Consider the following 13867-nt stretch of genomic DNA (forward strand, 5'->3'; position numbering starts at 1 on the left):
CAGGCCCATACATCAGGTAGTACCAGGAGACGTCATGCAGGTTTCGGTTGAGAACATCGGCACCCTCGAGCGCAAGCTCACGGTGAAGTTTCCCGCGGAGCGTTTCGATTCGCAGGTGAGCGCACGTATCGCGGAAATGGGCCGCACCGTGCGCTTGAAGGGCTTCCGTCCGGGCAAGGTGCCGGTCGCGGTGATCAAGCAGCGCTTCGGCAGCCAGGTTCGTGGTGAGGTGCTGTCCGACCTGATCGGCAGCACGTTGCGCGAGGCGGTGACGCAGGAAAAACTGCAGCCGATCGCGAACCCGGCGATCGACACCACTGGCGTGCCGGAAAACGGCGAGATTGCGTACACCGCCACGTTCGAGATCATGCCCGAGTTCCCGGTGGTCGATGTGGCCGCGCTGGAGATCACGCGCACCGTGGCCAGCGTCACCGATGCCGATATCGACAAGATGCTGGAAACCCTGCGCCAACAGCGCCGTAGCTTCGAGGACGTTGCCCGTGCCTCGATCGAGGGCGATTTTGTGATGTTCGAATATGCCGCCAAGGTAAACGATTACCGCTTCCCGGCGGATGGTCTGGAGCGGGCGGGCAGCGTGCTTGGTTCGGGCACTTTGTTCAAGGCGCTGGACGACTCCTTGCTTGGCCGCAGTGCCAACGACGAATTCGAGGCGGATGTCGCGTTTCCCGCTGATTTCCGCAACCCGATGCTGGCTGGAAAGACCGCCAAAGTCAGTTTCAAGATCATCAAGGTGCAGGCGCAGAACCTGCCCGAGGTCGACGGTGAGTTTGCCAAGCTGTTCGGCATTGCCGACGGCAACCTGGAGACGTTCCGCAAGGAAGTGCGCGCCAACCTCGAGCGGGAACTGAATGCCGCGTTGATGGGCCGGTTGAAGTCCGAGGTGGCGGAGAAAGTCGCCGAAGCGCACAGCAATCTCGACGTGCCGCCGATGCTGGTGCGGTCGGAGGCGCAGAACCTGGCGGCCAACAGCGTGCCGCGTGGCGAGCAGCCGTCACCGCAGCTGATCGAGTCGGCCATGCCGATGGCGCGCAAGCGCGTGATCGCAGGCTTGCTGATGAGCGAGATCGCCCGCAAGCAGGAGCTCAAGATTGACCGTACCCGCGTCGCCGAGCAACTGGCGGCGATTGCCTCGACCTACGAGGAGCCGGAAAAGGTCATTGAACTCTACAACGGCGACCCCCAATTGATGTCCGGGCTGCAGAATCGCGTGATGGAAGACCAGGTGGCCGAGTGGGTGGCTGAACACGCCAAGACCACCAGCCTGGATCTGAGTTTCGACGAGGTAATGCGCCCGGCAGGTGCCTGATTCCACCGGTACCGTTCCAGTCCGGCCCTGATGTATCGGGCCGGATGCCATACTGTCAGGCACATCACCCGGAGAGCTGCTAATGGCCATGGATCAGATCCAGAACCTCAATTTGGTACCGATGGTCGTCGAGCAGACGGCCCGTGGCGAGCGCTCCTACGACATCTATTCACGCCTGTTGAAAGAGCGCGTGATTTTCCTGGTTGGCGAGGTCAATGACCAGGTGGCCAACCTGCTGGTTGCGCAGATGCTGTTCCTGGAGTCCGAGAACCCCGACAAGGACATCCAGTTCTACATCAACAGTCCCGGCGGCGCTGTCACCGCCGGCCTGGCGATCTACGACACCATGCAGTTCATCAAGCCGAGCGTCAGCACGATGTGCATCGGCCAGGCCTGCAGCATGGGCTCCTTCCTGTTGATGGCCGGCGCCAAGGGCAAGCGTTATGCGCTTCCCAACTCCCGCGTCATGATCCATCAGCCTTCCGGCGGTGCGCAGGGCCAGGCGACCGACATCGAGATCCAGGCGCGGGAAATCCTGTATGTACGCGAACGCCTGAACAAGTTGTACGCGGAACATACCGGTCAGCCGCTGGCGAAAATCGAGCTGGACATGGAGCGCGACCGCTTCATGGACGCGAACGAAGCCAAGGCTTACGGCCTGATCGATGAAGTGCTGGAAAAGCGCGCCGGCGAAACGGTGAAATCGGCCTGATTCCCAGCACCAACCTTATTGTCACGGGGTAGGGCTCCGCGTCTGCAGGCAGACGCGGAGCCCTGTGGTATTCTCGCGACGCATTCAGATTGACCAGCGGGATCGAAAGTATGAGTGACGACCGGCAGGGGCGTTCCAGCGACAGCGGCAAGATTCTCTATTGCTCGTTCTGCGGCAAGAGCCAGCATGAAGTGCGCAAGCTGATCGCGGGTCCATCCGTATTCATCTGTGACGAATGCGTCGAGCTGTGCAACGACATCATCCGCGAGGAGCTCGAGGAAAAGGCCGCTTCGGGCCGCACCCAGCTGCCCAAGCCGCGCGAGATCCGTGAATCGCTGGACCAGTACGTGGTGGGCCAGTCACGCGCCAAGAAGGCGCTGGCGGTGGCGGTGTACAACCACTACAAGCGGATCGAGTCGCGCCAGAAAAGCGACGACATCGAGCTGGGCAAATCCAACATCCTGTTGATCGGCCCCACCGGCTCGGGCAAGACGCTGCTGGCTGAAACGCTGGCGCGGCTGCTCAATGTGCCGTTCACCATCGCCGACGCCACCACGCTGACCGAAGCGGGCTATGTGGGCGAGGATGTCGAGAACATCATCCAGAAGTTGTTGCAGAAGTGCGACTACGACGTGGAAAAGGCGCAGTCGGGCATCGTCTACATCGATGAGATCGACAAGATCTCGCGCAAGAGCGAGAACCCGTCGATCACCCGTGATGTCTCGGGTGAGGGTGTGCAGCAGGCCTTGCTGAAGCTGATCGAGGGCACGCTGGCCTCGGTACCGCCGCAGGGCGGGCGCAAGCATCCACAGCAGGAATTCCTGCAGGTCGACACCAAGAACATCCTGTTCATTTGCGGCGGTGCCTTTGCCGGGCTGGAAAAAGTCATCCAGCAGCGCTCGGAGACCACCGGTATCGGCTTCTCGGCGGAGGTGCGCAGCAAGGAGCGCACTGAAAACCTCGGCAAGGTGCTTGCTGATGTCGAGCCCGAGGATCTGGTGCGGTTCGGCCTGATTCCCGAGTTCGTCGGACGCCTTCCGGTGGTCGCCACGCTCGATGAGCTGGACGAGGCGGCTTTGGTGAAGATCCTCACCGAACCGAAGAACGCCGTCACCAAGCAGTTCAAGAAGCTGTTCGAGATGGAGGAGGTGGAGCTGGAGTTCCGCCCCGAGGCGTTGCAGGCGATCGCCAAGAAGGCGCTCAAGCGCAAGACCGGCGCCCGTGGCTTGCGCACCATCCTCGAACAGGTGTTGCTGGAAACCATGTACGAGCTGCCCTCGCTGGAGCACGTGAGCAAGGTTGTGGTGGATGATGCGGTGATCAACGGCCAGGCCGAGCCCTACCTGATTTATCGTGGCAATCTGCAGCAGCGCGTGGCCAGCGACGGTAACGACGCAGCCTGATCGATACCCCGTGAAAAAAAGCGGCCCCGGTGAGTTACCGGGGCCGTTTTTTTGGGTACGGTGGCATGGAAACCTTGTGCATCGCGCCGGATGCCTCCACTTGACGTGTCATGGGCCCCGGCGCAGTGTCGGAGCCAGTATGTCGATTCACCAGGAACTATTTTTCGATGGCCAAGACCGTCCGTAAAACCGAATTGCTGGATGCGCTGCCCGTGCTGCCGTTGCGCGACGTGGTGGTGTATCCGCACATGGTCATTCCATTGTTTGTCGGCCGCGACAAATCGATGCGCGCGCTCGAACGCGCGATGGAAGGCGAACGTCAGATTCTGCTGGTAGCGCAAAAGAGCCCGGATATCGACGATCCGGAAGCCGCCGACCTGCACACGGTCGGTACGCTGGCTGGCGTGCTGCAGCTGCTCAAGCTGCCTGATGGCACGGTCAAGGTGCTGGTCGAAGGCCAGTCACGGGTCACCATCGAGGACTGTCGGGAAGCCGACGGCATGCTGGTGGCGCGTTCGCGCACGATTGAGCCCGTGTACAACGCCAAGGAGCGCGAGCTCGACGTGGTGTCGCGCACGTTGATCTCGTTGTTCGAGCAGCTCGTCAAGCAGAGCCGCAAGCTTCCGCCCGAAGTGCTGGCCAGCCTGTCCGGCATCGAGGAGCCGTCGCGCGTCGCCGACTCCATTGCCGCGCATCTTTCCGTGCGCATGGCTGACAAGCAGAAGGTGCTTGAAACCGCCGACGTGGCGCAGCGGCTGGAGCTGCTGATCGGCCTGGTCGACAGCGAGATGGATCTGCAGCAGGTGGAGAAGCGCATCCGCGGCCGGGTCAAGACCCAGATGGAAAAGAGCCAGCGCGAGTACTACCTCAACGAACAGATGAAAGCCATCCAGAAGGAGCTGGGCGACAACGAAGAGGGCACCAACGAAGTCGAGGAGCTGCAGAAGAAGATCGAAAATGCCGGCATGCCCAAGGCCGTGCTGACCAAGGCGCGGCAAGAGTTCGGCAAGCTGAAGCAGATGTCGCCGATGTCGGCGGAAGCGACGGTGGTGCGCAACTACCTCGATTGGCTGGTCGGTGTGCCGTGGAAGAAGCGCAGCAAGGTGCACAAGGACCTGCGCGTGGCGCAGGAAGTGCTGGACGCCGATCATTTCGGGCTGGAAAAGGTCAAGGACCGCATCCTCGAATACCTGGCGGTGCAGCAGCGCGTGGCCACGATGAAGGGCCCGATCCTGTGCCTGGTCGGTCCGCCGGGTGTGGGCAAGACCTCCCTGGGCCAGTCGATCGCGAAGGCCACCAACCGCAAATTCGTGCGAATGAGCCTGGGTGGCGTGCGTGACGAGGCCGAGATCCGTGGTCATCGGCGCACCTACATCGGCTCCATGCCGGGCCGCATCGTGCAGAACCTGACCAAGGTCGGCACCCGCAATCCGCTGTTCATGCTGGACGAGATCGACAAGATGTCGATGGACTTCCGTGGCGACCCGTCGTCCGCGTTGCTCGAAGTGCTCGACCCGGAACAGAACCACGCCTTCAACGACCACTACCTGGAAGTCGATTTCGACCTGTCCGAGGTGATGTGGATCGCCACCGCCAACTCGCTGAACATCCCCGGCCCCTTGCTCGACCGCATGGAGGTCATTCGCATTCCCGGTTATACCGAGGATGAAAAGCTGGGGATCGCGCAGCGGTATCTGCTTGCCAAGCAGTTGAAGGCGAACGGCCTCAAGCCCGAGGAACTGCAGGTGGACGAGGAGGCGCTGCGGGACATCGTGCGCTACTACACGCGCGAGTCCGGTGTGCGCAACCTCGAGCGTGAGATCTCCAAGATTTGCCGCAAGGTGGTCAAGGAGCTGACCCTGGGTGAAGTAACCAAGGCCAGGAAGGCGAAAACAAAAAGCGCGAAGCCCCAGAAGAAAGCCGTTGCCGGTGTCGAAGTGACGTCGGCGAATCTGGACCATTACCTCGGCGTTCGCCGTTTCGATTTCGGCCGCAAGGAAATCCAGAACGAGATCGGCCTGGTCACCGGGCTGGCCTGGACACAGGTCGGCGGCGAGCTGCTCAGCATCGAGGCATCGATTGTTCCCGGCAAGGGGCGGTTGGTGAATACCGGGCAACTCGGTGATGTCATGAAAGAGTCGATCCAGGCGGCGCTGTCGGTGGTGCGCGCGCGCGTTGATCAGCTCGGCATCGATCCCGAGTTCCACCAGAAGCTCGACGTGCACATCCACGTGCCGGAGGGCGCCACGCCCAAGGATGGCCCGAGTGCCGGCGTGGCGATGTGCACCGCGCTGGTGTCCGCCCTCACCAAGATACCGGTGCGTTCGGAGGTGGCCATGACCGGCGAAATCACCTTGCGTGGACGCGTGCTGCCGATCGGCGGGCTGAAGGAAAAATTGCTGGCGGCGCTTCGTGGCGGCATCACCACGGTGATCATTCCGGAAGACAACAAGAAGGATCTTGTCGACATGCCGGCAAACATCACCACGTCGCTGGAGATCCATCCGGTGCGCTGGATTGACGAAGTGCTCGACATCGCGCTGGAGCGTCCGTTGCAGCCCAGCCAGGCGGTCGATTCCGAGGAAGCTCATGCGTCCAAGGAAGGCGCGCCAGCGGAGGACGGCGCCGAGGTCCATTCGCGCACGCATTGAGTTGTTGGCCGGTCTCCATGGCCGGCTCCTGTTCACCTGACAAGACGGCGGGCCATGCTGAATCGGCATCGTTCGCCGTTTGCTTTACGCATCATTTCGTGCGCTGTATTTCCGCGAAAACGCTTGCCGTGACTTGTGTTGCGAAGTTCGGCAACGCACTGGTATAAAGGCGGAACCGCAGATTTCATGCCCACCGCGGCGATTCCGGTTGCGACACGGCACCTGGCGCGAGCCAATCATCCACGCTGGCGTTGTTTCGTCGAAAACGAACCGCGCCGGTCGAAAACTAGGAGCTTCTCAATGAATAAAACCGATCTGATCAACGCCATCGCCGAAAAGGCCGAACTGACCAAGGCCGATGCAACCCGCGCGCTCGAAGCGTTCTTCGAGACCGTGCAGAAGACGCTCAAGAGCGGCGAAGACGTTTCTGTCGTCGGATTCGGTACTTTCACCGTGCGCGCGCGTGCTGCCCGTACGGGTCGCAACCCGCGGACCAACGAAATGATCCAGATCCAGGCGTCCAAAGTGCCGGCGTTCAAGGCTGGCAAGACCCTGAAGGATGCCCTAAACTAAGCGGCTGACGCTTGGTTCCGGGTGCTTAGCTCAGCGGTAGAGCGTCGCCCTTACAAGGCGGTGGTCGTAGGTTCGATCCCTACAGCACCCACCAGAAATGCGGAGCGGTAGTTCAGCTGGTTAGAATGCTGGCCTGTCACGCCGGAGGTCGCGGGTTCGAGTCCCGTCCGCTCCGCCACAGTTCACAAGGGCGCCCGTGTGGCGCCCTTGTTTTTTGGCACAAGGCTTCGTCAAGGCGAGGCTGATCATCAGGCGGCGTGTGATCGATGTTCTTGTAGCATCGCACGCGGGGGTAGCCTGGTGTTCGCATCGCGCTTCATGCGCCTACAACCACGTTGCGGGAAGATTCCAATGCTGCAGGCAATGCGTAACAAAATGCATGGATGGCCAGCCATCATCCTTCTGGGCATTTCCGTTTTCGCCATGTCGTTTTTCGGCATGGAAGGCTACCTGACGTCCAGCAGCGACATGTCGGTGGCAAAGGTCGGCAAACATGAGATCAGCCAGAACGACATGCAGGATCGGCTGAACCAGTTGCGGCAGCGCGCCAACGCGGAGCAGGGCGACCAGTTCGATACCAGCATTTTCGAAAAGCCGGAAATGAAACTGCGCGTGCTGAATTCGATGATCGATCAGCAGTTGCTGCTCAAGGCCAACGATGATTTCGGGCTGCGGGTGTCTGACCAGGCCGTGCGCGATTACATCGCATCCATCCCGGCGTTCCAGGTCGATGGTCATTTCGACCCGACGTCCTACAGCGCGGTGCTGGCCAGCCAGCGCAAGACGCCCGAAATGTTCGAGGCCGAGGTTCGCTCCGATCTGGCCGTCCAGTTGCTCCCACGCGCCATCGATGCCAGCACCATCATTCCCGCGGCCGACGCCGAACGTTTCCTGGCGCTGCGCATGCAGCGTCGCGATGTCCGCTATTTCCTGTTGCCGCGTCCGACGATTTCCGACACCAAGGTGACCGACGAGCAGATCGATGCCTACTACAAGGCGCATCTGGCCGACTACACGGACCCCGAGCGTGTTTCGGTGAAATACATCGAAGTGAACGGTGCGGATCTCGCGTCGGCATCGGCCCCCAGCGACGAGGAACTGCGCAAGCGCTACGCCGATGAGAAGCAGCGCTTCGTGCAGCCGGAGCAACGCCTGGTTTCGCACATCCTCATCGACGTGCCCGCCAACGCCACGCCTGAGCAGCAAAAGGCCGCCCTGGCCAAGGCCAACGATATTGCCGCCCACGCGACTCCCGAGGATTTTGCCGAGCTGGCCCGCAAGGACTCGCAGGACCTGGGCTCCAAGCGCCAGGGCGGCGACCTGGGCTGGTTGGAGCGGGGTGTGACCAATCCGGCGTTCGAGTCGGCCATGCTCGCCATGACCAAGGGCCAGATATCCAAACCCGTGTTGTCGCCGGAGGGTTACCACATCATCTGGCTGCGTGATGTTCGCAGCGGAGACGCCAAGCCTTTCGAGGAAGTGCGCGACACGCTGGTGAAGGAGGCGACGGCGGCGGACAAGGATCGGTTGTACAACGAAGTGGCGGGCAAGCTTTCCGACAACACGTATCAGAACCCGTCCTCGCTGGAGCCTGCTTCCGAGGCCCTGAAGCTGCCGATCAAGGAAACGCCCCTGTTTTCCCGCACGGGTGGTGAAGGCATCGCAGCCAACCCCAAGGTTGTCGCCGCTGCGTTCTCGGATGACGTGCTGGCCCAGGGCAACAATTCGGGTTTGATCGATCTGGGGGGCGACCACTCGGTGGTGATCCACGTCGACAAACATTTGCCGTCGACGCCGCGGGCGTTGGCCGATGTGCGCGACGACGTACACGATCGCATCATCGATGAACGTGTCGCGGCTGAAGCGAAGACGCAGGCGCAGGCGTTGCTGGCCCGCTTGCAGAAGGGCGATTCGATGGACGACGTAGCCGCTTCCTCGAAGCTCGATGTGACCACCGTCAAGAATGCGCTGCGCGTCCAGGCGGATCTGCCGCCATCGGTCCGTGACCGCGCGTTCCTCTTGCCGCACCCGGTCGATGGCAAGCCGCAGTACGCCTCGGTCGATATGGACAAGGGCGTCTACGCTTTGCTCGCGGTGGACAAGGTGCAGCCCGGCGATCTGTCCGAGGTGACAGCCGACCAGCGTGAATCGCTGCGGCAGCAGATGGCGCAGGCCTACGGTGCCGAAGCGACGAGCGAACTGATCGAGATTTTGCGGTCGCGGACCGAGATCAAGATCAACAAGGAACGCCTGTAACCTGATCCGTAGCCTTGCCGCGAGGCCCGGCAGTGGACAAAGTTGAAAAGGAAAAGGCGGCCATGGGCCGCCTTTTTCGTGGTGTCGTTTATTGGCGAGCGTGCCGGTCGCCGTCGAGGTGGCTTGCGCGTTCGGCCAGCCACGCTGCGGATCGTCCACTCAGTGGGCGCTGCCCACTTTCAGTACCAGGCCGGGCTTGATCGAATGTCCGCGCAGGTGGTTCCAGCTCTGCAGTTGGTCGACGCTGACCGAATAGTGGCGGGCAATGCCCCAGAGGCTGTCGCCGGGACGGACGGTATGGTGGCGCGGTGACGCGGCCGATGGCTGGCTGGTGCCTGCGCTACCCGCCGAAAGCGATGCGGCTGGTTCACGATCCGCGTCTGCGGTGGAGGCCTCGTTGACCAGTGCGGTGCGAAACTGTCGTACGTGCTTCGCAGGCAACACCAGGTAGGACGCCGCCTGGGCATCGATGCTGTCGCTGCGGAATGCCGCATTGAGGTGCTTGAAGCGATCGACCGACATCCCCGCGTGGCTGGCTGCGTCCGTGATCGACAAGGATTGATCGACGGGCACCTTGACCAGCTGCCGTTCGGGCGGCAGCGCCGGCAGGGTCACGCCGAATCGCGCCGGTTCACGCACGACGCAGGCAATGGCCAGCAGTTTGGAGAGGTGTTCACGAGTCCCGCGACGAACCGGCAGCTCGGGTATGGCTGGCAGTTCGGTGGGTGCGCCGTGTTTCTTCACCAGCTTGCGCACCGCGAATTCGCCCGCGTTGAACGCGTAATCGGCGAGCCGCCAATCGTCGAATCGCCGGTGGTATCGCTGCAATTCTTTCATGACCGCGTGCGTTGCCGCGGGTACGTCCAGGCGTCCGTCGTAGTTGTCGTCCACGCGCAGGCCCATGGCGCCCGCCGTGGCCGGCATGATCTGCCACATGCCGGCAGCCCGATTCCGGTGCCGCCCCGGCACGGGCTGGAAATGACTCTCCACCCACGGCAGCAGCACGAACTCTCCGGCGACGTCGTACTGGTCGGCGACCTGTTGCACATAGATCAGGCGTGGCAGTACCGCGCTCAATTGGCTTTCGAACTGCTTCGGATGGCGCGTGTAGGTACGGGCCCAGGCGGTGATCGTCGGATCGGCCGCGCAATCGGCCATCTCGAAACGGCTGCGCAGTTGTTGCCATACATCGATCGGCGCTTGTGGCGCGGTTTCCGATGGCGGGAGCAGGCGGCTGCCATCGGTGGCAACCGGCGTGGTGACCACCGGGTGACGGGTCTTCTGCGAAGGGTCGGTGGCGCAGGCTGTCAGCACCAGCGTCAGCGTGAGCGGTAGTAGCCGCCGACTCATGCGGCGAACGTGTTCTTGGCGTGGCGCAACGCGGCGAAGCGGGCAACGCGGTCGCCGCGGCCGTCATGGTGTTCGCACCAGCTCGATACGTCGTCGCTATCCACCCGCAGGAAGGGATTGGTGGCCAGCTCGCTGGCAAGCGAGACCGGCACGGTGGGCAACCCCTGCGCCCGTAACTGGTCCACTTCCTGGCATCGGGCCGTGAGGGCGGCATTGGCCGGTTCAACCGTATGCGCGAAACGTCCGTTGGCCTGGGTGTATTCGTGGCCGCAACAGACCAGAGTGTCTTCCGGCAGCGTCGACAAGTGGTCCAGGGATGCCAGCATTTGCGCGGGCGAGCCCTCGAACAGGCGGCCGCATCCGAGACTGAACAAGGTGTCGCCACAGAACACGATGCCCGCGCCGACGTAGGCGACGTGGCTCAAGGTGTGGCCGGGAATGGCGATGGTGTCGAATTCAACACGGGGCGCCGCGAACTCGATGCGCTGGCCGTCCGCGACGGGATGCGTGGTCGCGGTGATGCGCCCGTCGTCGGGGGCGTAGACGGGCACGTCATGTTGCGATGCCAACGCCGCGGCACCGCCGATGTGGTCCAGGTGATGATGCGTCAGCAGGATCGCGCGCAACTGCAGACCGTTCGCGACCAGCGCGCCTTCGACCACCTGTGCCTCGCCCGGATCCACCACGATGGCGTCGCCTGCGTCGTCATGCAGAAGCCAGATGTAGTTGTCGGAAAGCGCCGGTAGGGGGATCAGGTGCACGATGAACTCCACAGCGTTGGGTGATCCGGAAACCGACGTGCAGCCTTCCGAGGCGGGAAACGCCCGACTATAAGGGGGCGGCGCCGGCATCTCGTTAGCCTTGTGTTAAATGGTTTCTACCGTTCAGTTGCACCCACGGCCTCCGCCGCCGGCATGGTTGGCAGCAGCTACACTTCACGGATAGATGAGTCAGGACGTACGCATGCTTCATCGCGATCACCGGATCTACAGCAGCGCGCCTTTGCGGCAGCTGGCCGATGAGCAGACGCGCGCGATGTTGCCGGATATCCAGCGCAGTGCCGGCGCGTGTGCGTTGTCGCTGGGCGCTTCCGGCGATGTCGTGGTTCCCTCATTGCCGATGATCGGCGGCTGGACCCGGATGTGGATCGCCGCGGGCGGTTATCGCGGCGATGTGTGCGCCGCGATCGACGCACCGTTGCCCTTTCTGGATGAAGCCTTCGATGTGGTGTTGCTGCGCCATGCCCTTGAGGTCGTGGCTGAACCCTCGATCCTGCTGGGCGAAGCCATGCGCGTACTGGCACCGGGCGGCGTGCTGGTGGTGACCGGGGTGCATCCCGTGAGCGGCTGGGCGCCCTGGTTCTATTGGCGATCCGGTGGCACGCGGATACTGCGGTTTCCGGGGCAACTCGGCAGGCGGCTTGAACGCCACGGGCTGGAAATCGAATGGACGCGGCGGGTGGGTGGGCCGTGGCCCAGTGACGCGCCCGGGCATGCGGCATCGTTCAACCCCTGCGGCGGTGGCTACGTGATGATGGCGCGGAAAAGGTGTCGCAGGGCGACGCCATTGCGCATACTCCCCGCCCCAACCCGACTGCACGTTGCCAGTGGAAGGCTTTCACCCGGCACGCGACGCAGTGCGGTTTCGTGATTTCAATTCATAGCGAGCCATGATGAGCGAAGTGGAAGCATTTACGGACGGCGCCTGCCTGGGCAATCCAGGCCCCGGTGGCTGGGCGGCACTGTTGAGGGCGAAAGGCAGCGAACGCATGATTGCCGGCGGCGATCCGGCCACCACCAATAACCGCATGGAGCTGATGGCGGCGATCGGCGCGCTGGAGGCACTGAAGCGCCCCTGTCAGGTCGTGCTCACCACCGATTCGCGCTACGTGATGCAGGGCATCGAGCAGTGGATGCCGAAGTGGGTGGCCAATGGCTGGCGCACTGCGGACAAGAAGCCGGTGAAGAACCAGGATCTGTGGCAGCGCCTGTCGGCGGCCGCGGCATCGCACCAGGTGCGCTGGAAGTGGGTACGTGGGCATAACGGCCACGTCGAGAATGAACGGGTGGATCAGGCGGCGCGCGAGCAGGCCGAGTTGCTGCGGGTAAGCGCATGAGGCAGGTCGTTCTCGATACCGAAACCACCGGCTTGGAAGTGCGCCAGGGCCACCGGCTGGTGGAAATTGCCTGCGTGGAGATGGTCGAGCGCCGGCTCACTGGCCGTTATTACCAGACTTACCTCAACCCTGACCGCGCCATTGATGAAGGTGCGCGCATGGTCACCGGCATCGAAGACGCGTTCCTGCTGGACAAGCCGCACTTCGAGGACGTGGCCGAGGAATTCCTGGCGTTTATCGATGGTGCCGAACTGGTCATCCACAACGCCAGTTTCGATATCGGCTTTCTCGATGCGGAACTGGCGCGCCTGGGCGAGCAGGCCGGGCGGGTAGGCGACCGCTGCGCCGTGCTCGATACACTGAAAATGGCGCGGGAGCTCTTTCCCGGCCAACGCAACAACCTCGATGCCTTGTGCAAACGGCTGGGCGTGGACAACTCGCGTCGCGATCTGCACGGTGGCCTGATCGATGCGCAGTTGCTGGCCGACGTCTATCTGGCCATGACCTCGGGCCAGGTCGCGTTCGATCTGGGTTTCGAGGACGAAGCCGATACGCGCAGCACAACGGTGGCCGTGCCATTGTCACTGCAGGAGCGACCGCGCGTGCTCCGTGCCTCAGCGGAGGAAGTGGAAGCGCACCAGAACCGGCTTGCCGCACTGGACAAGAGTGCAGCCGACGGCAGCCTGTGGCGCCGGCTTGCGTCGCCGCAGGCCGAAACCGTCGAGCAAGGCATCAACTGATGCGTGCGAGGATCGCGGTGATGTTGTCGCTGCCACCGCCGTCCAGCGCGCCAAGCAGCAGTTGATCGACGCATTCCTGCGCGGCCAGGTCCGTGCGCGCCACCAGCCGGCCGATGGCCGCGTCGGTGACATCCTCGGTGAGCCCGTCGCTGCACAGCAGAAAGCCCATGCCGGGAAGGGCGGTGCCGCGATTCATGCCGATGTGCAGCTGATCCGCCGCCGTCACGCCCAGCGCCTGGGTCAACACATTGCGCTGCGGATGTTGCGAGGCCTGCGCGGGATCCAGTTGGCCCGCTTCCACCAGCGCCTGTACCAGCGAGTGGTCATGGCTGATCTGGCGCAAACCCTGTTGCCATAGATAGATGCGGCTGTCGCCCACCCAGGCAACTTCGTAGCTGTCGCCGATGATCCGCAACGCGGCAATGGTGGTGCCCATGGGGAGTCGATCGCCATTGCCGCGCGTAAGCGCCAGCAATCGTTCGCCGGCACCTTGCACGGCTTCGATGAGCCCATGCCCGCGCGTGACCAGGTCGACCACGGCATCGCGCACCAACGCCGAAGCCACCTCACCGTGCTGGTGCCCACCCATGCCATCGGCTACCAGAAACAGGCCCGACGAGGCGTCGGCGTAATACGTGTCCTCGTTGCGCGTGCGGCGCAGGCCGACGTGGGTAGCGTGTCCGAATTCGATCATGGCCGTTCAATGGGGGCGAGCCGTCGCAGCATGCCGCAAGCGCGG

The 13867-nt window shown here is 62.9% G+C and carries 12 protein-coding genes and 2 tRNA genes; 11 read left to right on the forward strand and 3 right to left on the reverse strand.

From position 1 onward, the window contains the following. Positions 1–34: 34 nt before the first annotated feature. From tig to ASD68_RS02710, 8 genes are all read left to right on the forward strand, one after another. Complete coding sequence (gene tig, locus ASD68_RS02675) at positions 35–1327, forward strand: trigger factor (protein ID WP_056603131.1); 1293 nt, start codon at positions 35–37, stop codon at positions 1325–1327. Between the two features lie 82 nt (positions 1328–1409). Next, entirely contained in the window at positions 1410–2039 is a 630-nt protein-coding gene (clpP, locus tag ASD68_RS02680; RefSeq protein WP_056078525.1) for an ATP-dependent Clp endopeptidase proteolytic subunit ClpP, read from the forward strand. 110 nt (positions 2040–2149) lie between these two features. Next, positions 2150–3442, forward strand: a complete 1293-nt coding sequence (gene clpX, locus ASD68_RS02685; protein WP_007082751.1) for an ATP-dependent Clp protease ATP-binding subunit ClpX — start codon at positions 2150–2152, stop codon at positions 3440–3442. 167 nt (positions 3443–3609) lie between these two features. Then, positions 3610–6093 (forward strand): endopeptidase La, encoded by a 2484-nt coding sequence (lon, locus tag ASD68_RS02690; protein WP_056603134.1) that lies wholly within the window; start codon positions 3610–3612, stop codon positions 6091–6093. A gap of 300 nt (positions 6094–6393) precedes the next feature. Next, positions 6394–6666 (forward strand): HU family DNA-binding protein, encoded by a 273-nt coding sequence (locus ASD68_RS02695; protein WP_007082749.1) that lies wholly within the window; start codon positions 6394–6396, stop codon positions 6664–6666. A 19-nt stretch (positions 6667–6685) separates the two neighbouring features. Next, a tRNA-Val gene (locus ASD68_RS02700) sits at positions 6686–6760 on the forward strand. Positions 6761–6767: 7 nt separating this feature from the next. Then, positions 6768–6844, forward strand: a tRNA-Asp gene (locus ASD68_RS02705). Between the two features lie 20 nt (positions 6845–6864). Then, positions 6865–8922, forward strand: a complete 2058-nt coding sequence (locus tag ASD68_RS02710) for a SurA N-terminal domain-containing protein (protein ID WP_162247401.1) — start codon at positions 6865–6867, stop codon at positions 8920–8922. A gap of 159 nt (positions 8923–9081) precedes the next feature. On the opposite strand, the gene ASD68_RS02715 is transcribed toward ASD68_RS02710, so the two are convergent. Further along, the gene (locus ASD68_RS02715) at positions 9082–10272 is read right to left on the reverse strand and encodes a transglycosylase SLT domain-containing protein (protein ID WP_235578610.1); all 1191 of its coding nucleotides are present in this window, start codon (positions 10270–10272) and stop codon (positions 9082–9084) included. Next, complete coding sequence (gene gloB, locus ASD68_RS02720; RefSeq protein ID WP_056605063.1) at positions 10269–11033, reverse strand: hydroxyacylglutathione hydrolase; 765 nt, start codon at positions 11031–11033, stop codon at positions 10269–10271. Before gloB ends, ASD68_RS02715 begins: the two co-directional genes overlap by 4 nt. Positions 11034–11235: 202 nt before the next feature. Between gloB and ASD68_RS02725 the strand changes: the two genes are divergently transcribed. From ASD68_RS02725 to dnaQ, 3 genes are read left to right on the forward strand one after another with little or no spacing between them, the layout of a single operon-like run. After that, positions 11236–11922, forward strand: coding sequence for a class I SAM-dependent methyltransferase (locus ASD68_RS02725; RefSeq protein WP_235578611.1), 687 nt, complete (start codon positions 11236–11238; stop codon positions 11920–11922). A 22-nt stretch (positions 11923–11944) separates the two neighbouring features. Beyond that, a complete protein-coding gene (gene rnhA, locus ASD68_RS02730) occupies positions 11945–12388 on the forward strand; it encodes a ribonuclease HI (RefSeq protein ID WP_056605065.1) in 444 nt (147 codons plus the stop codon). Then, positions 12385–13128, forward strand: a complete 744-nt coding sequence (gene dnaQ, locus ASD68_RS02735) for a DNA polymerase III subunit epsilon (protein WP_056603142.1) — start codon at positions 12385–12387, stop codon at positions 13126–13128. The genes rnhA and dnaQ overlap by 4 nt, the downstream gene beginning before the upstream one ends. On the opposite strand, the gene ASD68_RS02740 is transcribed toward dnaQ, so the two are convergent. Beyond that, positions 13121–13822, reverse strand: coding sequence for a protein phosphatase 2C domain-containing protein (locus tag ASD68_RS02740; protein ID WP_056603145.1), 702 nt, complete (start codon positions 13820–13822; stop codon positions 13121–13123). The genes dnaQ and ASD68_RS02740 overlap by 8 nt on opposite strands. Positions 13823–13867 lie beyond the last annotated feature (45 nt).

The sequence above is a fragment of the Rhodanobacter sp. Root627 genome (assembly GCF_001427835.1).
Taxonomy (GTDB): Bacteria; Pseudomonadota; Gammaproteobacteria; order Xanthomonadales; family Rhodanobacteraceae; genus Rhodanobacter; species Rhodanobacter ginsenosidimutans.

Excerpts from the sequence above, each read along its gene's own strand:
- clpX (WP_007082751.1), top strand. The coding sequence starts at position 2,150 with ATGAGTGACGACCGGCAGGGGCGTTCCAGCGACAGCGGCAAGATTCTC.
- tig (WP_056603131.1), top strand. The coding sequence starts at position 35 with ATGCAGGTTTCGGTTGAGAACATCGGCACCCTCGAGCGCAAGCTCACG.
- ASD68_RS02740 (WP_056603145.1), bottom strand. The coding sequence starts at position 13,822 with ATGATCGAATTCGGACACGCTACCCACGTCGGCCTGCGCCGCACGCGC.
- ASD68_RS02695 (WP_007082749.1), top strand. The coding sequence starts at position 6,394 with ATGAATAAAACCGATCTGATCAACGCCATCGCCGAAAAGGCCGAACTG.
- rnhA (WP_056605065.1), top strand. The coding sequence starts at position 11,945 with ATGAGCGAAGTGGAAGCATTTACGGACGGCGCCTGCCTGGGCAATCCA.
- clpP (WP_056078525.1), top strand. The coding sequence starts at position 1,410 with ATGGCCATGGATCAGATCCAGAACCTCAATTTGGTACCGATGGTCGTC.
- dnaQ (WP_056603142.1), top strand. The coding sequence starts at position 12,385 with ATGAGGCAGGTCGTTCTCGATACCGAAACCACCGGCTTGGAAGTGCGC.
- lon (WP_056603134.1), top strand. The coding sequence starts at position 3,610 with ATGGCCAAGACCGTCCGTAAAACCGAATTGCTGGATGCGCTGCCCGTG.
- ASD68_RS02715 (WP_235578610.1), bottom strand. The coding sequence starts at position 10,272 with ATGAGTCGGCGGCTACTACCGCTCACGCTGACGCTGGTGCTGACAGCC.
- ASD68_RS02725 (WP_235578611.1), top strand. The coding sequence starts at position 11,236 with ATGCTTCATCGCGATCACCGGATCTACAGCAGCGCGCCTTTGCGGCAG.